25 protein-coding genes are annotated in these 24,129 nt (G+C 64.0%); 12 read left to right on the top strand and 13 right to left on the bottom strand.

All coding sequences use genetic code 11. From position 1 onward, the window contains the following. Window positions 1-77: 77 nt before the first annotated feature. The 5 genes from scpB to argS all read right to left on the bottom strand — a co-directional run bounded on the left by scpB (window position 78) and on the right by argS (window position 5,127). On the bottom strand, window positions 78-644 hold the full coding sequence (gene scpB / locus ABVV53_RS07200) for an SMC-Scp complex subunit ScpB (protein ID WP_353983716.1): 567 nt from the start codon (window positions 642-644) through the stop codon (window positions 78-80). Continuing rightward, entirely contained in the window at window positions 641-1,432 is a 792-nt protein-coding gene (locus ABVV53_RS07195) for a segregation and condensation protein A (RefSeq protein ID WP_353983715.1), read from the bottom strand. Before ABVV53_RS07195 ends, scpB begins: the two co-directional genes overlap by 4 nt. Then, a complete protein-coding gene (nagZ, locus tag ABVV53_RS07190; RefSeq protein WP_353983714.1) occupies window positions 1,429-2,454 on the bottom strand; it encodes a beta-N-acetylhexosaminidase in 1,026 nt (341 codons plus the stop codon). Before nagZ ends, ABVV53_RS07195 begins: the two co-directional genes overlap by 4 nt. 103 nt (window positions 2,455-2,557) lie before the next feature. Continuing rightward, window positions 2,558-3,364 (bottom strand): SPOR domain-containing protein, encoded by an 807-nt coding sequence (locus tag ABVV53_RS07185; RefSeq protein WP_353983713.1) that lies wholly within the window; start codon window positions 3,362-3,364, stop codon window positions 2,558-2,560. A 2-nt stretch (window positions 3,365-3,366) separates the two neighbouring features. Beyond that, on the bottom strand, window positions 3,367-5,127 hold the full coding sequence (gene argS, locus ABVV53_RS07180; RefSeq protein WP_353983712.1) for an arginine--tRNA ligase: 1,761 nt from the start codon (window positions 5,125-5,127) through the stop codon (window positions 3,367-3,369). Window positions 5,128-5,407: 280 nt separating this feature from the next. Between argS and miaB the strand changes: the two genes are divergently transcribed. Further along, complete coding sequence (gene miaB, locus ABVV53_RS07175) at window positions 5,408-6,742, top strand: tRNA (N6-isopentenyl adenosine(37)-C2)-methylthiotransferase MiaB (protein ID WP_353983711.1); 1,335 nt, start codon at window positions 5,408-5,410, stop codon at window positions 6,740-6,742. A 34-nt stretch (window positions 6,743-6,776) separates the two neighbouring features. Here the strand turns inward: miaB and ABVV53_RS07170 are convergent, their stop codons facing one another. Continuing rightward, window positions 6,777-7,268, bottom strand: a complete 492-nt coding sequence (locus ABVV53_RS07170) for an RcnB family protein (RefSeq protein ID WP_353983710.1) — start codon at window positions 7,266-7,268, stop codon at window positions 6,777-6,779. A gap of 261 nt (window positions 7,269-7,529) precedes the next feature. On the opposite strand from ABVV53_RS07170, the gene ABVV53_RS07165 reads away from it, so the two are divergent. From ABVV53_RS07165 to ABVV53_RS07150, 4 genes are read left to right on the top strand one after another with little or no spacing between them, the layout of a single operon-like run. Next, window positions 7,530-8,555, top strand: coding sequence for a PhoH family protein (locus ABVV53_RS07165; protein ID WP_353983709.1), 1,026 nt, complete (start codon window positions 7,530-7,532; stop codon window positions 8,553-8,555). Between the two features lie 11 nt (window positions 8,556-8,566). Then, the gene (gene ybeY, locus ABVV53_RS07160; protein WP_353983708.1) at window positions 8,567-9,058 is read left to right on the top strand and encodes an rRNA maturation RNase YbeY; all 492 of its coding nucleotides are present in this window, start codon (window positions 8,567-8,569) and stop codon (window positions 9,056-9,058) included. Between the two features lie 21 nt (window positions 9,059-9,079). Continuing rightward, the gene (locus tag ABVV53_RS07155) at window positions 9,080-10,006 is read left to right on the top strand and encodes a hemolysin family protein (protein ID WP_353983707.1); all 927 of its coding nucleotides are present in this window, start codon (window positions 9,080-9,082) and stop codon (window positions 10,004-10,006) included. A gap of 32 nt (window positions 10,007-10,038) precedes the next feature. Continuing rightward, window positions 10,039-10,923: a LysR substrate-binding domain-containing protein gene (locus tag ABVV53_RS07150; RefSeq protein WP_353983706.1), complete on the top strand. Its 885-nt coding sequence runs from the start codon at window positions 10,039-10,041 to the stop codon at window positions 10,921-10,923. A gap of 107 nt (window positions 10,924-11,030) precedes the next feature. Here the strand turns inward: ABVV53_RS07150 and ABVV53_RS07145 are convergent, their stop codons facing one another. Further along, the gene (locus ABVV53_RS07145; protein ID WP_353983705.1) at window positions 11,031-11,501 is read right to left on the bottom strand and encodes a peptidylprolyl isomerase; all 471 of its coding nucleotides are present in this window, start codon (window positions 11,499-11,501) and stop codon (window positions 11,031-11,033) included. 158 nt (window positions 11,502-11,659) lie between these two features. On the opposite strand from ABVV53_RS07145, the gene mgtE reads away from it, so the two are divergent. The 3 genes from mgtE to ABVV53_RS07130 are packed head-to-tail and all read left to right on the top strand — an operon-like array spanning window position 11,660 to window position 13,792. Next, window positions 11,660-13,093, top strand: a complete 1,434-nt coding sequence (gene mgtE, locus ABVV53_RS07140; protein ID WP_353983704.1) for a magnesium transporter — start codon at window positions 11,660-11,662, stop codon at window positions 13,091-13,093. 24 nt (window positions 13,094-13,117) lie between these two features. Continuing rightward, window positions 13,118-13,513, top strand: coding sequence for a DUF1489 family protein (locus tag ABVV53_RS07135; protein WP_353983703.1), 396 nt, complete (start codon window positions 13,118-13,120; stop codon window positions 13,511-13,513). Between the two features lie 60 nt (window positions 13,514-13,573). After that, window positions 13,574-13,792 (top strand): hypothetical protein, encoded by a 219-nt coding sequence (locus ABVV53_RS07130; RefSeq protein ID WP_353983702.1) that lies wholly within the window; start codon window positions 13,574-13,576, stop codon window positions 13,790-13,792. A 74-nt stretch (window positions 13,793-13,866) separates the two neighbouring features. Here the strand turns inward: ABVV53_RS07130 and nudC are convergent, their stop codons facing one another. The 3 genes from nudC to ABVV53_RS07115 are packed head-to-tail and all read right to left on the bottom strand — an operon-like array spanning window position 13,867 to window position 17,156. Continuing rightward, complete coding sequence (nudC, locus tag ABVV53_RS07125; RefSeq protein ID WP_353983701.1) at window positions 13,867-14,790, bottom strand: NAD(+) diphosphatase; 924 nt, start codon at window positions 14,788-14,790, stop codon at window positions 13,867-13,869. A 3-nt stretch (window positions 14,791-14,793) separates the two neighbouring features. After that, window positions 14,794-16,098 (bottom strand): serine hydrolase domain-containing protein, encoded by a 1,305-nt coding sequence (locus ABVV53_RS07120; RefSeq protein WP_353983700.1) that lies wholly within the window; start codon window positions 16,096-16,098, stop codon window positions 14,794-14,796. Next, entirely contained in the window at window positions 16,095-17,156 is a 1,062-nt protein-coding gene (locus ABVV53_RS07115; protein WP_353983699.1) for an A/G-specific adenine glycosylase, read from the bottom strand. The genes ABVV53_RS07120 and ABVV53_RS07115 overlap by 4 nt, the downstream gene beginning before the upstream one ends. A 29-nt stretch (window positions 17,157-17,185) precedes the next feature. On the opposite strand from ABVV53_RS07115, the gene ABVV53_RS07110 reads away from it, so the two are divergent. From ABVV53_RS07110 to ABVV53_RS07095, 4 genes are all read left to right on the top strand, one after another. After that, on the top strand, window positions 17,186-17,749 hold the full coding sequence (locus ABVV53_RS07110) for a DUF721 domain-containing protein (RefSeq protein ID WP_353983698.1): 564 nt from the start codon (window positions 17,186-17,188) through the stop codon (window positions 17,747-17,749). Further along, window positions 17,746-18,429, top strand: coding sequence for a thioredoxin domain-containing protein (locus ABVV53_RS07105; RefSeq protein WP_353983697.1), 684 nt, complete (start codon window positions 17,746-17,748; stop codon window positions 18,427-18,429). The genes ABVV53_RS07110 and ABVV53_RS07105 overlap by 4 nt, the downstream gene beginning before the upstream one ends. A 107-nt stretch (window positions 18,430-18,536) precedes the next feature. Next, complete coding sequence (locus tag ABVV53_RS07100; RefSeq protein ID WP_353983696.1) at window positions 18,537-19,292, top strand: DsbA family protein; 756 nt, start codon at window positions 18,537-18,539, stop codon at window positions 19,290-19,292. 27 nt (window positions 19,293-19,319) lie between these two features. After that, window positions 19,320-22,745 (top strand): AAA family ATPase, encoded by a 3,426-nt coding sequence (locus tag ABVV53_RS07095; protein ID WP_353983695.1) that lies wholly within the window; start codon window positions 19,320-19,322, stop codon window positions 22,743-22,745. Between the two features lie 20 nt (window positions 22,746-22,765). Here ABVV53_RS07095 and ABVV53_RS07090 read toward each other — a convergent pair whose 3' ends face one another. The 3 genes from ABVV53_RS07090 to ABVV53_RS07080 form a co-directional block, all read right to left on the bottom strand. Continuing rightward, window positions 22,766-22,996, bottom strand: a complete 231-nt coding sequence (locus tag ABVV53_RS07090; RefSeq protein ID WP_353983694.1) for a hypothetical protein — start codon at window positions 22,994-22,996, stop codon at window positions 22,766-22,768. Between the two features lie 72 nt (window positions 22,997-23,068). Continuing rightward, window positions 23,069-23,275, bottom strand: coding sequence for a cold-shock protein (locus ABVV53_RS07085; protein ID WP_353983693.1), 207 nt, complete (start codon window positions 23,273-23,275; stop codon window positions 23,069-23,071). Between the two features lie 354 nt (window positions 23,276-23,629). Beyond that, on the bottom strand, window positions 23,630-24,016 hold the full coding sequence (locus tag ABVV53_RS07080; protein ID WP_353983692.1) for a nuclear transport factor 2 family protein: 387 nt from the start codon (window positions 24,014-24,016) through the stop codon (window positions 23,630-23,632). Window positions 24,017-24,129: the final 113 nt, after the last annotated feature.

Raw genomic sequence — 24,129 nt, 5'->3', positions numbered from 1 at the left:
CGCAGGGCCCATCTAGGGCCTTAACCCCGCACATGCCAGCCTCTTCCGAGCTTGCCGCACAGCAACCAGGCAGTTAGCTAGCCCTCGCGCTGCATGGCACTCTCGATCATTTCGTCATCCACGGGATCGAGCAGCCCGGCGGCCCTCATCTCGTCGATACCGGGCAGTTCCTTCAGCGAGGCGAGGCCGAAATGGCTGAGGAATTCCGGCGTCGTTGCGTAGATGACCGGGCGTCCCGGCACCTCGCGCCGCCCGACGATCCGCACCCATCCCGCTTCCATCAACACGTCTAGCGTGCCCTTGGCGGTCTGGACGCCGCGGACCGCTTCGATTTCGGCGCGGCTCACCGGCTCATGATAGGCTACGATGGCGAGCACCTCGGTCGCCGCGCGGCTCAGGCGGCGCACGTCCTCACGCTCGCGGCGCAACAAATGCGCGAGGTCGGGCGCCGTTTGGAAGTGCCAGCGCTTGCCTCGCTCCACCAGCCGCACGCCACGGCCGGCATAATGCGCCTGCAGCTCTGCGAGCGCCGATCGTACTTGTGCACCGCCCAGGTGATTGGAGATCGCATCGGCCGTCATCGGCGCCTCGGCCGCGAACAGCGTCGCCTCCACCGCGCGGACGAGGTCATCGGCACCGCTCACGCCCGAACTGCTTTCAGCCAAAGCGGTCCGAACGTCTCCTCCTGCGCGATTTCCGCCTTCCCGGTGCGCGCAAGTTCCAGCGCCGCCACGAAGCTGGATGCCAGGGCCGAGCGCCGCAAGCGCGGATCGGACCACTCAGCCTGGCTCGGCGGCGGCAGGAACTCGCGCAGTTCCATCCACTCGATCGCCACGCCGAGCATCGAAGAAACGCGGGCGAGTGCGCTTTCCAGCGTCATCACGGGGCGTTCGCGGACCATGTGAACCACGGGCTCGCTACGAATCTTCACGTCGCCGTAGGCACGAACGAGGTCGAACCATCCGCATTGCCAGCGATTGCGGCGGTCGACTCGCAAACCTTCGGGCGCGCCCCTGACGAACACGTCGCGACCCAGGCGGTCCCTCCCCATCAGCCGAGCCGCTGCCTCACGCATCGCGCCGAGACGCTGCAGGCGCAACTGCAGGCGAAGCGCCAACTCCTCGGGACTGGGGTCCTCCTGCTCTTCCTTGGGCAGCAGAAGCGCGGACTTGAGATAAGTGAGCCAGGCCGCCATCACGAGGTAATCGGCTGCAAGCTCCAGCCGCATCCGCTCGGCACTGTCGATATAGGCAAGGTACTGATCGACCAGCTCAAGGATCGAGATGCGAAGCAGATCCACTTTTTGCCGCCGCGCAAGATCGAGCAGCAGGTCCAGTGGCCCTTCCCAACCCTCGATCTCGAGATAGAGCGGCTGCCCCTCGTCGGGCGCGCCGGTCAGAGGCAGGCCGTCAACCGGCGCGACCGCATTCATGCCTGGTCGCCACGCTCCAGCAGCGCCAGGAGAGCGTCGCGCTTGGCGGTCAGTTCGGCGGCATCGCCTGCAGTGCCACTGACCTCCGCCGAGGTCAGCACCCGCTGGAGGCGCAGGTTCGCCTCGTCCGACAGCGCTGGCAAGGCGTTGGCAATGCCGATCATGTCGTCCATCTTGGCCCAGCAGTTGAGGGCGACGTCGCAGCCCGCCGCGATGGCTCGTGCTGCCCGTTCGGGCACGCTTCCCTCCAGCGCCTGCATGTCGAGGTCATCGGTAAGCAGCAGGCCGGCGAAACCGATGCGCTGGCGAATGACGTTCTCGATGACCCCTGGCGAAAGGGTGGCGGGGTTCTGGGCGTCCCAGGCGGTGTAGCGCACGTGCGCGGTCATCCCGACCGGCGCTTTCGCAAGGCTGCGGAAGGGCGCGAGATCCTCCTCCAGTTCATCGGCCGAGGCAACGACGACCGGCAGCTCCTTGTGGCTGTCCGCCATCGCGCGCCCATGGCCGGGCATATGCTTGATGCACCCGACGACGCCTGCACGCGCGAGCCCGTCCAGAGCCGCCCGTCCCAGCGCCGCAACCCGCATCGGGTCGGACCCGAAGGCCCGATCGCCGATCACGTCGTGCGCGCCGGGGCGCCGCAGGTCGAGAGAGGGATAGCAGTCAACGCTGATTCCCGCTTCTGCCAGGTCCAGCCCCAGCGCCTCAGCATTGCAGCGTGCTGCCTCGATCGCGCTCGCCGGAGCCAGTTCGTAAAGGCGACCGAATGCCTCGCCTGTCGGGTACGCAGGCCAGACCGGCGGCTTCATCCGCGCGACTCGTCCACCTTCCTGATCGATGCAGATGAACAGGCGGTCGCGACCATGAATGGACCGCAGCGCATCGGTCAGCGCGCGCAGCTGCTCGCGACTGTCGATGTTGCGACCGAACAGGATGTATCCAGCCGGGTCGGCATCACGGAAGAAAGCGAGCTCATCGTCGCTGAGCGTCAGCCCGATTAGGCCGAAAATTGCAGGCAGCATCAACGCAGATTCGCAGAAATCCGCTTCGCTCGCAAGCAACAGGACCGCAGCCAATGTGCAAAACGCACCGAAAGCCCTCCCCCGCCAAGCAAGGGCTTCGAGACTAGCGCTTAACCTGGCAGCTCAGCCCCGCATTCTTGAGGTTCGTGCACAACTGGTTCGCTGCAGCCACATCACCAGCCATCACCTGGAGCCGATAGACTGTGCCGATATCCGCACGCCCCTCGACGATCCGATAGCGCGCGCCGGAAAGCATGTCATACTGCTGCGAGAGCCGCGACCAGCCCTGCTCAGCCAGCTCACGCGTGGAATAGGCGGCCACTTGCACGCCCACTCCGCTGGTGTCGCCGGAACCCTGCGCTTCCGCTGCAGGAGTGCTCGACGCTGCGGCTGGAGAAACCTCTGCCGTCGGAGTGCTGGTCGGCACCGGAGCACTGCTGTCTATGCGGACCTGCCGGGTCTGCCCTTCGGCAACTGCAAAGCTGGTGTCGCCCGAACCGGCCACGAACTCGCCACCTGGATCGTCAGGCCGCGTCTTGTACGGGGCGTCGGGAGATTCGATGGTCGCGCCATCGGCAACGAGCGTCTGGTCAGCTCCGTCGCGCTGCGCCCACCAGATCGCTCCAACAATCAGCGCAAGAGCCACCAGGCCCATCAGCACGAAAACAAGCAGCTGCGCCGTGTTGTGGCCAGGCTGCTCGTCCTCATCATTGTCGTCGCCTTCGAGCCAGGGAAGCCGGATGTCGTCGTCGCCCAGGTCTAGCTCATCAGCTGCGGCGAAGCGGCTGTCGAAACGGCGATCGTCTTGCGGAGCGGAAAACTTCGACGGAGCGGAAAAGCCCTGCGCCTTTCCACTCTCATAGCCTTGCGGTTCACCCGATCCCTCACGCCCCTCGCTCGGAAACGACATTCTTACATTTCCTCCACCGCCTCGGCCCCGAGTAGAGCCAGCCCGTTGCGTACCAACTGCCCGATCTGTGCAGCAAGAAAAAGCCTAGCAGAGGTAAGGTTACCATCCTGTGCCACGATGAACCGCTTTTCGACGCGATCATTGCCGAGATTCCAGTAAGCATGGAACGCGGCCGCAAGGTCCTGCAGGAAGAAGGCGATACGGTGCGCTTCACGCGCAGCAGCTGATGCTTCGACGATACGGGGGAACTGCGCGGCGAGCTTGATCAGCTCCAGCTCTTCAGCGCCCAGCAACTCCACGTGATCGGGTGCTGGCGCGAAGCCTTCTGCCGCCGCCTTGCGCAGCGTGGAGCACACGCGGGCGTGGCAGTACTGCACGTAGAACACCGGGTTTTCCTTCGACGCTTCCACCACTTTGGCGAAGTCGAAATCCATCTGCGCCTCGGGCTTGCGAGTCAGCATGGTGAAGCGGACCACGTCTTTCCCCACTTCACGCACCACATCGGCAAGCGTGACGAACGTTCCGGCGCGCTTGCTCATTTTCACGGGCTCGCCGTTGCGCAGCAACTGCACCATCTGCACCAGCTTGATCTCGAACGGGATCGGCGCCCGTTCCGCCCCGGCCTCATCTGCACCGGTGAGGGCAGCGACGGCTGCCTTGATGCGCTTTACGGTGCCGGCATGATCCGCGCCCCAGATGTCCACCAAGGCGTCCGCGCCCTGTGCTTTCTGGAAGTGGTAGGCGAGGTCAGCGCCGAAATACGTCCAGCTTCCGTCAGACTTGCGGATCGGGCGATCCTGATCATCACCGAACTTGGTCGAGCGGAACAGCGGCAGCTCTACCGGCTCCCAGTCTTCCAGGGTTTTGCCCTTGGGCGCTTCCAGCACACCGTCGTAAACCAAGTCCCGCCCGCGCAGGAAGGCCTCCGCCTCGGCCGGCTTACCTGCCGCCTGCAGCTCTGCTTCGGACGCAAACAGGTCGTGCTTGATGCCAAGAAGCGCCAGATCTTCCTTGATCATGACCAGCATCGCCGCAACGGCACGCTCGCGGAACAGGAGCAACCACTCGCCTTCGGGAGCACCGAGGTACTTGTCGCCGAACTCCTGCGCCAGTTCCTGGCCGATCGGCACGAGGTAGTCGCCGGGGTAGAGCCCTTCAGGGATCGTCACCGTCTCGCCCAGCGCTTCGCGGTACCGCAAGTGCACGGAGCGGGCGAGCACGTCGACTTGCGCCCCCGCATCGTTGACGTAGTACTCGCGGATGACGTTGTGCCCTGCGAATTCCAGGAGCGTACACAAGGCATCGCCCACGACCGCGCCGCGACAGTGACCCATGTGCATCGGGCCAGTCGGATTGGCCGAGACGTACTCGACGTTCACCACGCTGCCGCCGCCCATGTCGGAGCGGCCGTAGTCAGCGCCGAGAGTCGCCATCGCGCGCAGCTCTGCCAGCCATGCCGCAGCCGACAGGCGCAAGTTGATGAAGCCGGGTCCTGCAATCTCCGCAGACTCGACGAGCGGCAGCTTGGTCAGTTCAGCGACAAGCGCCTCCGCCAGGTCACGCGGCTTGAGCCCGGCAGGCTTGGCCAACACCATCGCGGCGTTCGTGGCGAGGTCTCCGTGCGAAGGATCGCGCGGCGGCTCTACAGTGATCGCGCCTCGCTTCATTCCAGCGGGCAGCGTGCCCGCCGTCTCCAGCGCATCGAGCGCGGCGGCAAGATGGCCCGTGAAGGCCGCGTAGAGAGTGCGATTTTCCGTGTTCATGGGGCGCGCGATTAGCGGGTTTGCAGCGCAAAGGGAACATGGCGCCGCTCGCGCGGGGCAAGGCTTTCGATGCTCCGCCGCGTTTGGCTTTCCTACAGGGTGCAGGTCGTGAGAAGAAGCTGGATGATCAAAGCAGCGCCGCCCCTTCCGGCCTGAACGCGGAAGTTGACGCCGATTGAAGCCTAACCTTTTCTTCTCAAAAGAAAAGGCAGTACACAAAAACAGCGCTTTGCCTCAACCTCTGTCCTTGCCTCCTCAACTGCGCTATCAGCCCGGCCCCATGCAGTCTCCTTCGTCCCCCAAGACCTACAAGGTCAAAAGCTTCGGCTGTCAGATGAACGTCTATGACGGCGAGCGCATGGCTGAATTGCTGGCGGAACAAGGCCTGACCGCCGCTCCCGATGGTGCGGATGCGGACCTTGTGGTGCTCAACACCTGCCACATCCGCGAGAAGGCGGCGGAGAAAGTCTACTCGGACATCGGGCGCCTCAAGCGCGAGGACGGCACAAGCCCGTTGATCGCGGTCGCTGGCTGCGTCGCGCAAGCCGAGGGCGAGGAAATCATGGCCCGCGCGCCATCGGTGAAGATGGTGGTCGGCCCACAAGCCTATCACCGTCTGCCCGAGATGGTGCGCGATGCCGCGGAGGGCCGGCGCTCGACCGATACGGACATGCCGGCGGAAACCAAGTTCGCCAGCCTGCCCGCGCGACGCCGCACCGGCCCAAGCGCGTTCCTCACGGTGCAGGAGGGCTGCGACAAGTTCTGCACCTACTGCGTGGTGCCATACACCCGCGGCGCGGAAGTCTCGCGCCCCTTCGCCGACCTCATGGATGAGGCGCACAGGCTGGTGGACGGCGGTGCCCGTGAGATCACGCTGCTGGGGCAGAACGTCAACGCCTGGACCGGCGAGAACGGGGCCGGCCGCACGATCGGCCTTGATGGCCTGATCCGTGAACTGGCGGCCATGCCGGACCTGGTACGCATCCGCTACACGACGAGCCACCCGAATGACATGACCCCTGCCCTTATCGAGGCACACGGGGAGATCGCCAAGCTCATGCCGTTCCTGCACTTGCCGGTCCAATCGGGTTCGGACCGGGTGCTCAAGGCCATGAACCGCAGCCACACGGCAGAAAGCTATTTGCGAATCCTGGAGCAAGTGCGTGCGGTCCGCCCGGACATCGCGCTTTCAGGCGACTTCATCGTCGGCTTCCCCGGAGAGACCGACGCCGAGTTCGAAGAGACCCTGCAACTCGTCAGCGCTGTTGGCTACGCGCAGTGCTTCAGCTTCAAGTACTCGCCGCGGCCGGGCACGCCAGCGGCGGCGATGGACGGGCAGATTGCACCTGCCGTAATGGACGAGCGCCTGCAGCGGCTCCAGGGCGCACTCAACCGCGACCAGCATGCCTTCAACAAGGCCAGCGTCGGCCGCTCCTGCGAGGTTCTCATCGAGCGGCGCGGCAAGCATCCCGGGCAGTGGCTGGGCAAGTCACCCTGGCTGCAATCGGTGCACTTCGTCGGCGAGGGCGCCATCGGCCAGCTGGTGCAGCTGGAGCTGTTGGAAGCTGGACCGAACTCTCTCGCAGGCCGCCCGGTCCTTCAGGCGGCAGCCTGACCCCGGCGCGGCAAAGCGCCGGGATACTGCCATACTACCAGAAGGACCGTTCGTACACGCGCAGCACGCGGCCGTTGCTCATGTTAACCAGCGCTACGTCGTTGCCATAACGGACCCACCGAGCTCCGCGACCCGGTGATGGCAAGCGATACCGGCGATAGTCGTTGATCCAGTAACGCCTGCCGTAATAGGCTGGCTCGAACCGGTGACCGGCGCCCACCGGACGATAAGCGTAGCCGCGGGGGCCGGCGTAGGCAGGGCGGCGGTAATCGTTCCGGTTTGCACGACGGTGATCGCGCCAGTCCTGGCGAAGCTCACGCCGCGAATCGCGAAGGTCCCGTTCGGCCCGGCGAACGTCGCGGCGGTCTCCGTAATGCTGCGCCTCTCGCAAGTCGCGCTGGTCGCGCCGCACCTCGCGCGCGCTCTCGCGGACCTCGCGAGCACTCTGCGCATGCGCAGCTACAGGAATCAGCGCCGCGGGCACCAGAGCGCTGGCGACTAATGTTGCCATGATGATTCTACGCATTGTTTCACTCCCTTGTCGCGCCGTTTGAACCGGCCTGGACAGTGAAAGGCACTTTGCCGCCCCCCGCCTGAACCGACGGGAAACCCGGCTTTCATCGTAGATGCAGGAGTGTCGCAGACGGTGACATTTGCTTGGGCAGCACGACAGGCCGAACGCTCAGCGTCATGAAATGTCCCAAGGTTGCCTCGTGACTGCTTGCACCTGGCGGGATGAGGCCTAAGTTGATGGTCTTACAACCGCGCTTTTACATGAAAGGGGCGCATGGCTCGAAAGTCAGCGCGCGTCGGTGAGCCGACGCAGTTCAGGCCAGATGCACCGCGCAGAGCGCGTGTTGAGGTCGAGTTCGACGAACCGGCGCTGCTCGGGACATTGTTCGGCCAATTCGATGCCAACCTCGTCCAGGTCGAGAATCGTCTGGGCGTCTATATCGCCGCACGAGGTAATCGCATTCAGGTCGAAGGCCCGGAAGACGCTGTTGCTCGGGCTCGCGAGACATTGACCGGGATGTATCACCGCCTGGAGCAAGGCCACGATCTCGATTCCGGCGCCATCGAGGCCCTGATCACCATGTCCGCCGAACCCACGCTGGAAGGTATCGTCACGGGCGATGCCGGCGGGGGTGTGCCGCCGATCATGATACGCACCCGTCGCAAGACGATCGTGCCGCGCTCGGCAACGCAGATCGACTACATGCGCGCGCTGACCAAGTCCGATATCATCTTCGCGCTTGGTCCGGCGGGCACTGGCAAGACTTACGTCGCGGTCGCACAGGCGGTAAGCCAGTTGATGACCGGCTCTGTCCAACGACTGATCCTCTCGCGCCCCGCCGTCGAGGCTGGCGAAAAGCTCGGCTTCCTGCCCGGCGATATGAAGGACAAGGTCGATCCTTACCTGCGCCCGCTGTATGACGCGCTCTACGATTGCATGCCTCCTGAGCAGGTGGAGCGCCGCCTCGCCAGTGGAGAGATAGAGATCGCTCCGATCGCATTCATGCGCGGGCGCACGCTGGCCGATGCCTTCGTCATCCTTGATGAGGCGCAGAATACCACGCGCGAGCAGATGAAGATGTTCCTCACTCGATTCGGCCAGAACAGCCGCATGGTGGTATGCGGCGATCCGCGCCAGGTCGACATTCCTGGCGGGGACCGCATGAGCGGCCTTGCAGATGCAGTTTCCCGCCTCGAAGGCATTGAAGGCATTGACGTCACCCGCTTCACCTCGGCGGATGTGGTGCGCCACCCGATCGTGGGACGGATCGTTGATGCCTACGAAGGACCCACCGAGTAAGTACGCGCACGATGGATTTGGACATCGATATCGAGGCCGCTTGGCCCTCTCAGGTGGCTTGGGAAGACCTCGCGCAGCGTGCCGCAGAAGCCGCTGCGCAGGTGGCCGACGAACTTCGGAACCCCCGCCTCGCGGCAAGCCTCCTGTTCACGAACGACGAAGAGATTCAGGCTCTCAATCGGGATTGGCGCGGGAAGGACAAACCGACCAATGTCCTGTCCTTCCCGATGCTCGATCGCGCTAGCCTGGTGGCTCTCACGCCTCATGGCCCTCCCGAGCTGCTCGGCGACATCGCTCTCGCGCTGGAGACCTGCGCCAGGGAAGCGCAGGACAAAGGTCTATCCGTGGAGCACCATGCGGCGCACCTGATCGTCCACGGATTGCTTCATCTCGCTGGATACGACCACGAAACGAGCGAGGCCGACGCAGACGCGATGGAGGCACTCGAAACAAAGGCTCTTGCGATCATGGGCCTTGCAGACCCATATGCACCCGAACTTTAGCTATAGGGGCTGACCATTAAGATGGCCGAGAATGGCCGCAACGCGGAGTCCGGATCGGGAGACCCGGACAGTAACGGCACGCTCTGGCGCGTCATCCGCCGCTTGTTCGTATCCGACGTCGACCAGTCGCTGCGCTCGCAGATAGAGGATGTGATCAACGAACACGGTGAAAGCGCTGACGACGGGAGCGGCGACTTGTCGCCTCTTGAGCGGCAAATGCTTCGCAATCTCCTGCACTTCAGCGAGAACGATGCCGATGACGTAGCGGTCCCCCGCAGCGACATCATCGCCATCCCCGCTTCGGCAAGTTGGGAGGAGGTGATCGAGGCTTTTGCCGAGCACGGGCACAGCCGCATGCCCGTTTTCGGAGAATCTCTCGACGAAGTCCGCGGCATGATCCACATCAAGGATGTCTTTCCAATCCTCGCACGCGGCAACGTGCCGCCTGCGGACTGGACAACTTTGCTGCGTCAACCGTTGTTCGTGCCGCAAGCACGCGGTGCGCTTGACGTGCTGGCCGATATGCGCGCCAAGCGCATCCATCTCGCCGTCGTGATCGACGAGTATTCCGGCACCGATGGCATCATCACGATCGAGGATCTTGTCGAGGAGATCGTCGGCGATATCGAGGATGAGCACGACGACGCGCCTGAGGTCATGCTGGTGCAGCTGGAAGACGGCGCTTGGGACGCCGATGCGCGCGTCGAGCTTGAGGAAGTGGCGGAGAAGATCGACCCTCGCCTTGCCGAAGTGGAAGAAGCGGTGGATACTCTGGGTGGTCTGGCCTCTGTGCTGGCCGAGCAAGTGCCCGAGGTCGGCTCGATCCTCGATCACGAGAGCGGCTGGCGTATTGAGGTGACCGACGGCAACGAACGCCACGTAACAAGACTCCGGCTACACCCGCCGGTCAGTAGGGCCGAGAGTGAGCCGAACAGGCAGGCCGGGTAAAACTGGCGCCAAGAGCGGAAGAAGAGAATACATTGGTCGTACGTCGTCTGCCCCCCTTGCGAGCACTTGAGGCCTTCGTACGCGTTGTCCGCCTAGGCTCAGCCAAAGCGGCGGCCAGCGAGTTGGCGCTGTCTCCGTCCGCGCTGTCGCGCCGAGTGGCGGCGTTGGAGGACTTCACCGGGAAGAGGCTTTTCACGCGCCAGCATCAATCGATGAAGCTGACGGACGAAGGCTTGGCCTTTTACAACGTGGTAGGCCCGAAACTGGAAGAGCTCGCAGAGGCCGTGGAATCTCAAGTCGAGCGTGGCCAAGTGCTTAGGCTGCATCTGGGCGTCCCCTCATTGTTCGGGGGGCAGCGCCTTTTCCCGCGGCTGCCCGAGCTGCGCCGGCTGCATCCACGCCTGCATATCGATATCGAAACCGGCCCTAACCTTGAGAACCAAGTGGGCGATTCTCTGGATGCCGCCATCATCCTGGCGAAAGCGCCAGATCCTGCATTCTACTCAGTTCAGCTCGACCACAACAAGGTTTACGCGATCGTCTCTCAGGAGGTCGCCAGGGAGCTCGGCGACGTTCCCGATCAGGCCAAGCTCTCGCGCCAGACGTTCCTCATCCACAACGACCTGCCTGCCAGCCTCGACGCTTGGAAAGCGGCGCTGGGCATGAGCAAGCTCGAGCCTGCCTCGATCGATCGGTTCAACTCTGGCCAGCTTGTGCTGGAAGCCGCCGCACAGGGCCTCGGCATTGCGATCATGCACGACGACCACTTCCGCCGCGCGGGAGATGACCGACTGGCCGTGCTCTACGACATCGACGTCGAGAGTCCCTATCGCTACTGGTTTATTTGCCGGCACAAGGACTTGGAGGCGCGTCCCGTGAAGATCTTCCGGGAGTGGCTCCTGCAGGCAAATGTTTAAGCGCCTCGGCCGCTGCCGGGCGTAACTTCGCAGATTTCGCCACAACATTCGAGATCGGGAGGCGGAGCGTTCCGCCACCCGATCTCGCTTTAGCAGTCTAGTTAGCTTCAACCTTCGCTGACGGTCGCCTTGACGATCTTGCCTGGATTCGCTGGCGGCTCGCCCTTCGGCAGCGCATCCACGTGCTCCATGCCTTCGACAACCTGGCCCCAGACGGTATATTGCTTGTCGAGGAAGGTGGCGTCGTCGAAGACGATGAAGAACTGGCTGTTGGCCGAGTGCGGAGCGTTGGTGCGGGCCATCGAGCATACGCCGCGCACATGCGGTTCGGAGTTGAACTCCGCCTTGAGGTCAGGCTTGTCGGAGCCGCCCATGCCGGTACCGTTGGGGCAGCCGCCCTGTGCCATGAAACCTTCGATCACGCGATGGAACTTCACGCCGTCGTAGAAACCTTCGCCGGCCAGTTCCTTGATCCGGTCGACGTGACCCGGCGCCAGATCCGGACGCAGCTTGATCTTCACGTCGCCACCGCCAGCGTTGCCCGTGTCGAGCGTCAGAGTGAGGTATTCATCGGCCATTAGCGTCTCCTGTCGTTTGCCCCCTCCTACAGGCACTGGCCACCCAATGTCACCCTCAGCTCCGAGATCATCGTCAGACGGTCGAAAACGAGGCAGGACGCACCGCGGTGCAGCATGTGCGGTTGCTTTTGAAATAGACCTGCTTAGACCGCTCGCGCATGGCGGCGGAGCACATCGAAGACGAACTGGTGGAGGATGCTGACCGCGGCTATGAAGCCGCGGCTGAGAAGGAGCACCATGACGAGGACAACCGGCTTAGGCCCGACTTCCTCCGGAACGTTCGGGAAGCTCTGCGCGACGAAGACTTCGAGCGCGTTTATGCGTTAGTCGAGCCGCTTCACCCCGCTGACATTGCCGATCTGCTTGAACTCACCGACGAGGAAGAGCGGATCGCGCTGGCTCGGGCGATCCGCGACCTCATGGGCGTCGAGGTTATCGCCGAACTCAATGACTGGGTTCGCGAACGGCTGATGGAGGGCCTGCCCGCAGACGTCGTCGCGGAAATCGCGGAGCAGTTGGAAACCGACGACGCCGTCGCGATGATCGAGGACCTTGACCGCGCGGACCAACAAGCCATTCTGGCTGAGCTCGACCCCGAGGACCGTGCCGCCATTGAGGCCGCCCTCGCCTACCCCAGCGAATCCGCTGGTCGCTTGATGAGCCGTGAATTTGTAGCGGTTCCGGAATCGATGACGGTTGGCGATCTCATCGATTTTCTTCGCGAAGGGCGTGAGCTGCCGACCGAGTTTTGGGAAATCTTCGTCGTCGATCCCATGCACCGCCCGGTGGGCACTTGTGCGCTATCCTGGATCTTGCGCACGCCCCGCTCGATCTCGCTGGTTGATGTGATGGCAAGGGACCAGACGCTGATCCCCGTGCTGATGGACCAGGAGGAAGTTGCGCTACGCTTCCAGAAGTACGCGCTGATTTCTGCGGCTGTCGTCGACGATGCCGGTCGGCTCGTAGGACAGATCACCGTCGACGATGTCGTCCACATCATTCAGGAAGAGGCGGGAGAGGACGCCCTGCTGTTGTCCGGTGCGGGCGACGGCGACATTCACGAACCGATCCGCGATGCGTACCTGGCGCGGGTGCGCTGGCTCATCGGCAATTTGCTGACCGCCACCCTGGCCTCCTCCGTGATCGCGATGTTCGAAGACACAATCGCCAGAATGGTGGCACTCGCCACGCTTATGCCGATTGTCGCAGGGCTTGGAGGCAATGCAGGGACACAGACGCTGGCGGTAACCGTGCGCGCACTGGCCACCAATCAGCTCGCGTCAACAAACGCATGGCGCGCGATACGTCGCGAAATGGCTATCGCCTTGCTGAACGGCAGCACTGTCGCTGTCATCATCGGCATAGCGGTCAGCCTCATATTTCAGAATACCATTCTGGGGCTGGTCATTGCTCTGGCCATGATGACCAACATCGTCGTAGCGGGCCTTGCAGGCGTATTCGTGCCACTCACGCTAGATCGCTTCAAGGCAGACCCGGCAATTTCCTCCTCTATTTTCGTCACCATGGTTACGGATTCGATGGGCTTTCTCGTCTTCCTTGGCCTAGCCACGATGTCGGGTATGGTCGGCTAACCGAACCATCCTTATCTCCCCGTCATGCCCCTCCACATGACGAAGATTGCCTACAGTGCCGAGAGCCCTTCCAGCCTCAAGGCGTGGCTTGAGAGCCATGCCAATGAAGCACTGCTGACCACACGTTATCTGCCCAAGCGGCATGAGGAGATGGCGGGAGGCTCACTTTACTGGATCTTTGAGCACGCGCTGATTGGCCGCTCACCGCTCAAGGGCTTTGCACAGCGGGACGATGGCCGATGGCATATTCGCTTGGCTCCCCTCCTGATCCCCGTCCACACCAGGCCCAAGCGCGCGCACCAGGGCTGGCGTTACCTTGACGAAGACGAAGCGCCGCATGACCTTTCGGACGGCGAGACTGCAGGCGATGTCCTGCCGCCCCGCCTCATCGGCGAACTCGCGAAGCTGGGGCTGGTCTGAGACAGGCGGAGGAACGGGGTTATTCTCCCAGCCGTTGTATGGGCAGAAGGAGATAATACCATGCCAGAACGCCAATCACGCCACCCGGACAACGACTTAATCGATCGCGCCCAGGAACTTGGAGGCGGTACAGGATCCTCGGCAGGCGGAACCTTGCAGCGAGACGTAGGGAGCCGTGCCGAGCTCTCCAATGCCGATGGTAGCGAGCCCGAAGTGGAGCGCGTACGCAAGTCGGATGAAGGGGACCGAGTGCCGAGACCCAAGACAAACCGGCAGTAACCGCCAAGGCGCGTGTCGGTCAGGCCGACACGCGCGCCCCTTCTAACCGGCCGAAGCAAGACAGCTGCCACGCCTCATCCGATCTGGCGATCAATCCACCAGCGGAGGAGAACATGCGCAATGGCCGTAGCCGGTGGCGCGCCGAATGCGCGACCGTTCTCGCCTCTATCGATCGCCTCAAGTGCCTCGGCCACGTCGCCGCGTGAGAACCAGCGGGCATCTTCCAACTCGGTCTCGTCAATCGTTATGCCGGGATTGTCCGCATAGGCATGACAGCCCATCATGAGCGAAGACGGAAAAGGCCAGGGTTGGCTGGCGACATACGTGACGCCGCGTATCCGCACTCCTGCTTCCTCGAATACCTCACGAGCAACAGCCTCTTCGATCGTCTCACCCGGTTCAACGAAGCCAGCCAGCGCTGAATAACGCCCGGCAGGGAAGCGGGGCTGCCGTCCCAGCAGCAATCTCCCGTCGTGCTCGACCAGCATGATCGTCACCGGATCGACGCGCGGGAAATGCTCAGCGCCACACTCATGATTCCGGCAAGTCCGCTGCCAGCCACCTTTCGCCAGATCGGACGGACTGCCGCATACAGCGCAAAAGCGGTGCCGCATGTGCCATCCGACAAGCGCGCGAGCACTCCCGTATACCGCCAGTTCATCGCTCGGCAGCACTGCCATGGCGCCCCAGCTTCGTGGCCCCGTCATGAAAGCATTACCTGCAGGTTCTTTTGGCACTTGCGCAAAGCAGCCGACACCCTCGCGATCGGTGTCCAGCCCCAGAAACACCAGCTCCGCCTCGGCAGGAAGATCCGCTACTTCGCCCCAGTCCAACGTGCCTGCTTCGGTAAGCACGGGATCAAGGCCATCGAGCCGTAACAGCCGCCCTCCACTTGTACGTAGCGCAACTACAGCAGCCGGATCGGAGCGCAGATGGTCGGCGCGGTCGATACGGGAGCCGGCGAAAGCGATCGGCGCAGCCTGGAGAGGGTCGAGCACCCCTCACCGCCTTTGCAGCAGGGCCATGACATCCGCCTTCAGCGCCGTCTGGAATTCGGGCAAGAGGTTCAGGGCCGTGGGCGGCATGAACTGCGCGAAGATTTGCGAGCGGATCCCATGAACTATATCGACCATCGCCACGGTTCCTGCCGCGCCCGCCCAACCAAAGATGCCAGCTTCTTCGCCCAAGCCGACGCGGCCACCCGCCCCGAAGCCGCTTGCCGGCCCCATCATGCTGGGACCTGCTACCCCGGGGGGCAGCAGGTTGGACGTGCCGAGCCGCACAGCCTCTTCGGTCAAGACGCGCTTGCCGTCGATTTCACCAAGCTGCGCCAGCATCCGCAGGAAGCGGTCGTAATCGCGAGGGCTGCTGACAAGGCCGGCTCCTCCGAAAGGAAAGGCCGGCTTCTCCAGGTAAATCGAAGTGGCGCCCTCGTCGATCGGCACGAAGATGCCTTCAAGCACACCGTAGTTGGTAGCGAGCCGTCCAGCATCGGCGGGCGCGACCTGGAAGCTGGTGTCATCCATCCCGGTGGGAGTGAATATATTCTCTTGCAGATAGATGTCGAAAGGCTGGCCGGAGACCACCTCGATGACTCTGCCCATGAGGTCTAGTCCAAGCGAGTAGCTCCACTTGGTACCGGGGTCGTAGACCAGTGGCACCTCGGCGAGACGGTCGGCGAAAACGTCTAGCCCCTCCACGGCCTGCGAGCGGAAGATGCCGGGTACGGGCAACCGCGTGACTCTGCCTGCGGTCAGCCCCTTCGCTGCCATCAATTCAGCAATGGGGCCCTGTTGAATGATGGAATAACCAAGTCCTGAGGTGTGAGTCAGGAGTTGGCGTATGGTGATGGGCCGGGGCGCGGGATGCAAGGCCGTGATGGAGCCGTCATACGTATCCTGCACTTTCATGTGCCGGTACTGCGGCAGGATTTCGTAGAGCGGCTGGTCGAGGCCCATCTTGCCTTGCGAGATAAGCTGCATCGCCGCCATGCCCGTCACCGGCTTCGTCATCGAATAGATGCGGAACAGCGTGTCCGGCGTCATCGGGTCGAGATCGGTGAAGCCGTCGCTGCCTCGGGCGATGAACTGTGCCTCTTGCCCAGGAAGCCCTAACGAGGCCACGAGGCCGGGGAACTTGCCCGGTCCCACCCACTTTTCAATAACGGCCCGCACATGCGGCATAAGTTCGGGCAGCTCGGCGGCGCGCACGAGGCTGGGCAGCAGTGATCCCAGACCTGCACAGAGGCCAAGCGAGAGCAGCGCGCGCCGGTCCAAAGCGGCCTCAAGTTCGCTTACACCTTTCATCGAGAATCCTTTCCCCTTGCAGCCAGCGCCAGGCGCGCCGCCTTCGCGAAAAGTGTTGGCAGTCCTGCATCGCCGATCGTCTTCAGCGGCCACCATTCGCCTTCCTGCGCGGCAAGACTAGACCATTCGTCGCCGCGGTAAACTGCCAGGTGGAGGTTAAGCTGAAAATGCGTGAAGCCATGCGCCACCACGCCACCGGCGTCCCAGGGCCCGGAAAGAGGTGCGGCGCCCTCACCGTCCGTTCGCGCGCTCCAGCCATCGTCGGGCAGTGCGCGCATGCCACCGAGCATGCCCTTACCGGGACGGCGTACCAGCCATACCGCGTCGTTACGCTCTACCCAGAACGCTCGTCCGCTGCGCTGCGGACGCGCTTTCTTGGGCGCCTTCACGGGGAAGCGCTCCGCCTCACCGCTGGCCCGCGCCGCACATGACGAGGAGAGAGGGCACAAAAGGCATCGAGGTGCCCGCGGCGTGCAGATGGTGGCGCCAAGGTCCATCATCGCCTGTGCAAAGTCGCCGGCCCGCGTACTGGGCGTAATTGCGTCTGCGTGGCGGCGGATCGCTGCGCGTGCGCCGGGTAGCGGCTCTGTCACGAAGAAGAGGCGAGAGACCACGCGCTCGACATTGGCGTCAACCACGACAGCACGCTGCCCGAACGCAATCGCGGCCACCGCCGCGGCAGTATAGGCTCCCAGGCCCGGCAAGGCGCGTAAGCCAGGCTCGCTGCTCGGAAACTTGCCGCCGCTGTCCGCTACCGCACGAGCGCAAGCTAGCAAGTTGCGAGCGCGGGCATAGTAACCCAGCCCCGCCCACGCCGCCATCACCTCGCCCTCATCTGCCGCAGCCAGCGCCTCGACCGTAGGCCAGCGGTCCGTGAACTTTGCGAAATAGCTCTTCACCGCAGCAACCGTCGTCTGCTGCAGCATGACCTCCGAGAGCCACACGCGGTAAGGGTCTGGTGGCGGGCTTCCCGGCAACGAACGCCAGGGGAGATCGCGCGCATGCGCATCGTACCAGTCGAGCAACGCACCGGAGACATCTTGCGAACTGGCATCCATCGCAGCGCTATGGCATTGGCCAATGGGTAATGGAACGGGTCGAGAACTTGGCAGACGGCAAGACGAGCAAGAGCGCTGAAGCGAAGGCGGGAACCCTCAAGCGCTACGAACGTCCGCGCGGCGGCCAGGCTCGTGCCATTTCGGACCTGATGCCCGAGGTAGGTCGCACGGCGTTCCGGCGCTTCGGCTTCGTCCAGTCAAGCGTCGTTACCCGCTGGCCGGAGATCGTGGGCCCGAGGCACGCCCGTATCTGCACACCCGAATCGATCCGCTTTCCCCCGGGCGAGAGGCATGACGGTATTCTGCAGCTGGTGGTGGTGCCCGCTCACGCGCCGATCATCCAGCACGTGATCCCCGAGATCGTGGAGCGGGTGAACCGCTTCTTCGGCTACAATGCAGTCGCGAGGGTGAAGCTTCGACAAGGCGAGGTTAAGGCACCGCCTGCTTCTGCACCGAAAGCGCCGCCTTCATTGAAACCTGTGCCGATGGAGCTGGGCGAATCGCTCCGCGATATCGGTGATCCGGAATTGCGAGCGGTTCTGGAATCGCTTGCGCGCAGTATGGCGACAGCAAAGGACAAGGACGAGACGTGATTCCCCGACCCATTCGCATGATCGCTGTGCTGGCCCTTGCCGCCATGACCGTGGCGGCTTCCCCACCGCACCCGAACTGGAACGCGACCATCACCATGGGTCCGGACGGAGCTTACACGCTGGGCAATCCTGGCGCGAAGGTGAAGCTGACCGAGTATGTAAGCTATACCTGCCCACATTGCGGCGACTTCCACCGTCAAGCCGACGGCGCGCTCCGGCTGACCTACGTGCCACAAGGGAAGTTGTCCGTCACCGTGCAGCAGGTCCTTCGCAATCCGGTCGACCTGACGGTCGCGATGCTGACCAACTGCGGAAACCCCAAGATGTTTTTCGCGCGTCACGATGGTTTTATGGGCGCGCAGGACCAATGGCTATCCAAGATGTCGAGTTTCAGCTCAGCTCAGACCGAGCGGTGGACCACCGGCCCTGTACGCGAACGCCTGCGCGCGATCGCTTCCGATTTTGACTTCTACAAGATCATGGCTCGCTGGAGCTACTCGCGCGCGCAAGTGGATCAGTGCCTCGCAGACGACGCCGTGATGAAGCGGGTGACTGGCCAGACCGAGAATGCCATTGCCGCGGGAGTGGAGGGTACACCAAGTTTCGCGATCAACGGCGAACTGCTGGCCGACATCCACGACTGGGAAACGCTCGCACGACAGATCGATTCAAGGCTCTGAGCCTGCCCCCTTCATCTGTGGAGACAAGGCCTCCACCCCCAACCGCCACTTTGATATCAGCCCGGCTTCGGGTTAGCTGACGCCCTCCTGCAAGAAGGACCTCTTCCATGATTTCCCGGATTCGCTCTTTCGCGCTTGGCGTGGCCATGATTCCCCTCGCGCTTGCCACCGCTGCCTGCGGCGACAAGACCCCAACGGAAGCGCCGACCAGCGGTGAGCCGATCGAGAAGGTCGAAGCGCCTGCGGGCAAGGCGTGGACCGACGTCGTGACGAAGACCGAGGAAGGTGGCTACCGAGTGGGCAACCCCGAGGCGCCCATTAAGCTGGTTGAATACGGCGCTCTATCCTGCTCGCACTGCGCCGACTTCGCCAAGGAAAGCTCTGAAGAGCTCATGAACGAATACGTCGGGAGCGGACGTGTCAGCTATGAGCTGCGCTACTTCATGCTCAACGCACTCGACGTGCCTGCCACCCTCCTCGCCACGTGCGGTTCGGAGGAGGCTGTCATCCCGCTCAGCGAGCAGTTCTGGGCTTGGCAGCCCACCATGTTCAGCAATCTGCAGAGCGTCGGCGACGCTCGCCTGCAGCAGGCGGCGGCGCTGCCTCCTGCTCAGCGCATGCAGGCGATTGCTGATCTCGCAGGGATGACCGAGTTCTTCGCAGCGCGCGGCATCTCGCGCGATCAAGCCGCGGCTTGCCTTGCCGATACGGCAAAGGCCGAAGCGCTCGCGAAGCAGACGGAAGTCGCCTCAACCAAGTACAACGTGACGGGCACCCCCAGTTTCTTCATCAGCGGCGCCCCGGTCGGCACCGCAGACTGGGCAACACTCGAGAGCAAGCTCGAGGCTGCGGGGGCGCGTTGATCTCCATGCCGGGAGCCTGAACCTGCGATGCGCATTCGGCGGCTGAAGCTCAGCGGCTTCAAGAGCTTCGTCGAGCCGGCCGAACTGCGCATCGATCCGGGGCTGACTGGCGTCGTCGGTCCGAACGGGTGCGGCAAGTCGAACCTGCTGGAGGCGATCCGCTGGGTCATGGGCGAAAGCTCGCCCAAGTCGATGCGCGGCGGCGGCATGGAGGATGTGATCTTCGCCGGCACCGCCTCCCGGCCACCACGAGCCTTTGCCGAGGTCGTGATCCAGGTGCAGACAGCCGATGCCGAGGATCTGGAGGTCGTGCGCCGCATCGAGCGGGGTGCCGGCAGTGCCTACCGCGTCAATGGCCGCGACGTGCGCGCAAAGGACGTCGCGCTAATCTTTGCCGATGCGGCCACCGGCGCCCATTCGCCAGCGCTTGTAAGCCAAGGCCGGATCGCCGCCGTGATCGCCGCCAAGCCGGCCGAACGGCGGGCGATGCTGGAAGAGGCTGCCGGGATCGCTGGCCTGCACGTTCGCCGCAAGGATGCCGAAACCAAGCTGCGCGCGACTGAGGCCAATCTCGCTCGCCTGGACGACTTGATGGCCGGCCTCGACAAGCACGTTGCCACATTGCGCCGGCAAGCGCGTGCGGCGGAACGCTACAAGGCAGTTTCTGACCAGATTCGCGTTTCCGAAGCGCGCCTGGTGTTTGCCCGTTGGCGCGATGCTGCCGCTGCGGCCGACGCCGCTCGCAAGGAAGCCGAAGCCGCCGAGAGCCGCGTCGCTGAAGCGCAGAAGGCACTGCATGTGGCTCAAGAGGCGCAGGCGAGGATAGCGCAGGCCTTGGCGACTACTCGCGACGTGGTCGCTGATCGCCGCGACGACGCAAATGCTCAAGCCCATCAGCTCACCGGTCTCGCTGGCAAGCTGGAGGCCGCTCAGCAACGTCTTGCAGACCTTGATCGTCAGCGCCAACGGCTCCAGCAGGACTGCGGCGACGCCGACCGCATCACGCGCGATGCGGCCGAGGCGCTTGCCCGACTTGAGCGGGAGTTGGCGCAAGGCACGAAAGAACTGCAACTGGCGGAGGCTGAGCGCCCTCGTTTGGCTACACAGCTTGATCGGGGCGAAGCCACAGCGCGAGCAGCCGAGCTCAATCTTGCGCAAGCGACCGCCGAACAGGCAAGCGCAGAAGCGGATTGGCGTATCGCAGAAGCCGAACTGGCCCAGACCCGCACTCGCCTGGAGCGGGCTGAGAAGGAGGCTGCTCGTGTCGCCGCTCAGCTTGTCGAGCTACCAAGCATGGAAGGGCTGGATGCGGCCGTGCAAACGGCAGGACGGCGGCGGGACGAAGCCTCAAGCGCCGTCGTCCAGGCTCGCAGCGCCCTCGACCAACTGAGTGGACGCAAGGCTGCCTTGCAGGCCGCTCGCGACGAAGCTGCCGGCGAACTCGCGACCGCTCGTGCCGACCTGACCGGCATCGAGCGTGAACATGCCGCCTTGTTGCGGGACCGTCAGGCCCGCGCGAAAAGCGCAAAGGCAGCACACGGACTACCGACAGCTATCGACGCGCTGCGGGTGGAGCCGGGCTACGAGCGGGCTCTCGCAGCCGCATTGGGTCGAGATGCCAAAACGCCGCTGGGGGCACCGACTGAGGTGGCAGACGGCCGATTCTGGGCTGGTGCGGTAGCGCCCGCCCCGCTTCCCGACAGCCTTGCTCACCGCGTGACACAGTGTCCGGCCGAGTTGGCCGCGCGGCTCGCTCTCGTCCGGTTCGCCGAGACGGATCATGGAACCGATCTGCAGCCTGGCGAATGGCTGGTCACGCGCGCCGGCGCCTTGCGGCGCTGGGATGGCTTTGTTGCGCGCGGCGAAGGGGGCGCGGAGGCAGCGCGGTTCGAAGCTGAGAACCGTTTTGCGGAGCTCGACGCACAACTGCCTGCTCTGCGCGCTCGTGCTACCGAAGCAGAGACGCGGGCAACTCAGGTGCAACATTCGCTCTCGGACCTGCAGACTGCTGCGGTGGCTGGAGAGCGTGCGCTGGCCAGAGCTGCCGACGAGGAGCGAACGGCACTCAGGGCGCTGGATCAGGCCGAGGATGCTCGGCTTCGCTTGGCCTCGCGCCGCGCCGAACTCGGTCGCTCTGCGTCGGAGTTGGCGGAGCAACAGCGCGCTGCGCAAGCCGAGTATGACGCGGCAGGGGCACGCCACGCAACACTGCCGAATCCGGCCGAGGGTCGCGCTGCGCTCGCGCAGGTCAGGGCAGCGCACGAGACCGCCAAGCGCGCCTTGCAAGGCGCCACTGCAAGTCTGGCCGCCCATGATCAGGGGCTCAGCGCGCAGCGCGAGCGAACCGCCACCCAGCGCGCCGACATTCGCGGTTGGCAAGCGCGCGCCGGCGACGCCGCCAAACGTCTCGCAGAGGCCACTCGCCGTCTCGAGGAGATAGAACAAGAGCGCGCCGGCATCGCGGCCCGCCCGGACCAGCTGGCGAAGGAAATCGTCGTTGCCACTGCGATCCAGGAACGCCTCGCCGTCGAACTCGCCACTGCCGAAGCCGAGCTCAGCAAGACTGCCGACAGCGCACGAGAGGCAGACGCAGCGCTTGCCCGAACGCAGGAGGCACTCGCCGCAGCGAGAGAGGCGCGAGCGGGAGCCGCCGCGCGCGCCGAGAATGAGGATGCGCGCCGGGTCGAAATGAACCGTCTTTCGGGCGAGCGCTTCCAATCCCCTCCCCCGTTGCTGCCGGGACGCTTCGGCTTCGAGGCCGACGAAGTAGGCGCGGCCGAGGCGGAGTCGGCGGCCATGGACAGGCTCGTCGGGGAGCGTGAGCGGATTGGCCCGGTCAACCTTGTCGCGGCTGATGAACTGGCACAAGCCGAGGCACAATTGGGCACGAATGCTGCTGAAAAGGCTGAACTGAGCGAGGCCGTTAACCGGCTTCGCGGTTCCATCGGCAACCTCAACCGCGAGGGTCGCGAGCGGCTGCGCAGCGCCTTCGAGGCAGTGGACGGGCACTTCCGCCGGCTATTCACGCGCCTGTTCCAAGGGGGGCAGGCGCACCTGGCGCTGGTGGATTCCGATGACCCCTTAGAAGCGGGGCTCGAGATATTCGCTCAGCCTCCCGGCAAACGCCTGCAATCGCTGACGCTGCTTTCGGGCGGTGAGCAGGCGCTGACGGCAGTCGCGCTCATTTTCGCGCTGTTCCTCACCAACCCTGCTCCGATTTGCGTGCTGGATGAGGTGGACGCGCCATTGGACGACGCCAACATCGAGCGCTTTTGCGATTTGCTGGACGCGATGGCGGCAGAGACGCAGACGCGGTATCTGATCGTGACGCACAACGCGGTCACGATGAGCCGCATGCACCGCCTGTTCGGCGTGACAATGGTCGAGCGAGGCGTCTCGCGCCTGGTCAGCGTCGATCTTGGCGCTGCGGAAGAGCTGCTGGCGGCGGAATAGCCGCCTTGCAGTTCTAGAACCTAGGCGGCTTCTGCCTCAGCCGCAGCCTCTGCGGCAGTGACGCGCGCGGCTTCGGCGGTGGCTTCACGCTTCGCGCGCGATTCTTCGGTTTTGCGGGCGCGCACGGCCATGTCGCGCCAAGCGGCTTCGGAGCGCAGCGCGCGGTCCCGCACATTGTCCAACTCTGCCGTTTCAGCGGCGAGAGCGGCTTCCTCAGCCCGTTCGGTGGCGAATTCGTAGCTGATGCTCATGGGCGGCTCCTTTGTGGAGGGGTTGCTGCAGGTCGGCCGGACCGGTCCGATGACCAATCCGGCACGCTGCTGTTAGGCAGTGGCGAGGTTCGTTGCCGATTCCTTGCCGTTACGCCCACGCTCGACTTCGTACGAAACGCGCTGGTCACGCTCGAGAGTCATCATGCCGGCTGCCTGAACGGCCGAGATGTGCACGAAGCTGTCGGCGCCGCCGTTGTCGGGCTGAATGAAACCATAGCCCTTGTCGGCGTTGAAGAATTTTACGGTGCCGATCGGCATAAGAGTTTCCTTTCGAGAAACATGGGTTGCCCGGCCGCAACATGCGGCAAGGCCGTGCGTCGGGTCGTCAATCGAAAGGAAGTCGTCGTCAGCCTTGCGCTCTTCCCCTCAAAGGATGTCCTTTTAAGGTCCGGGCGCTCGTCAAATCGGCAAAGTCCGTCGCAAAATTCGACGTCAGCGGGAGCCTTGTAACACGCCCCGGCACATTCGCCTAATCGACCCACCGCGTCGCATGAACCGTTGATACCGAACAGGCATTTTGTAGGCTTTCAACAAACCCGCGCCGCACAGCGCATGAGTCCTCGCTCTCCTGAGACAGAACGTCCCTAGCGGCCATACTTTCAAAAAGCGGTTTCACGCCATCGTAACGAAGACCTCCGCCTCGATTACCCACTCGCCGGCAACTTCGCGCCACTTAGCAGCGTAAGTGCCCTCTGCGGTGCGCTCGCCGGAGGAGTTGGTGCCGTGCCAGGAGCCGTGCTCCATGGCGATCGGCTCGACGGCGGAGATGTCGATGGCTTCGGGAGTGCGCACGTAGATGTCGCGGCTCCCTGCTGCGAACTCTCGCTTCCAGACCTTCACTTGCGCGAGGCGCCCCGCGATCACGGCGCTGTCGGTGCCGGTGAGCATCACGCAGTCGCGGGCGAGAGTGAGGCCGATAGCAGTTGCGTCACCTTCGGCGATGGCACGATTGAAGGCGGCGCGGCGGGTGCGGATGGCGAGTTCTGCGGCGGGGTTCATTCCCGTGTTGTGCGACGGGGGCGAGACCTCGGCAAGCCGTGCTGAGCGTGTGTGTGCGAGGCCGATATGATAGGGAGCGCGAGGGCAATAGCCGTCGCAGCTTTTCTGTGGCC

The sequence above is a fragment of the Novosphingobium kalidii genome (assembly GCF_040534015.1).
Classification (GTDB): domain Bacteria; phylum Pseudomonadota; class Alphaproteobacteria; order Sphingomonadales; family Sphingomonadaceae; genus Novosphingobium; species Novosphingobium kalidii.
Note: the sequence above shows the minus strand (reverse complement) of the source record. Positions and strands in the feature narration are given on the sequence as shown.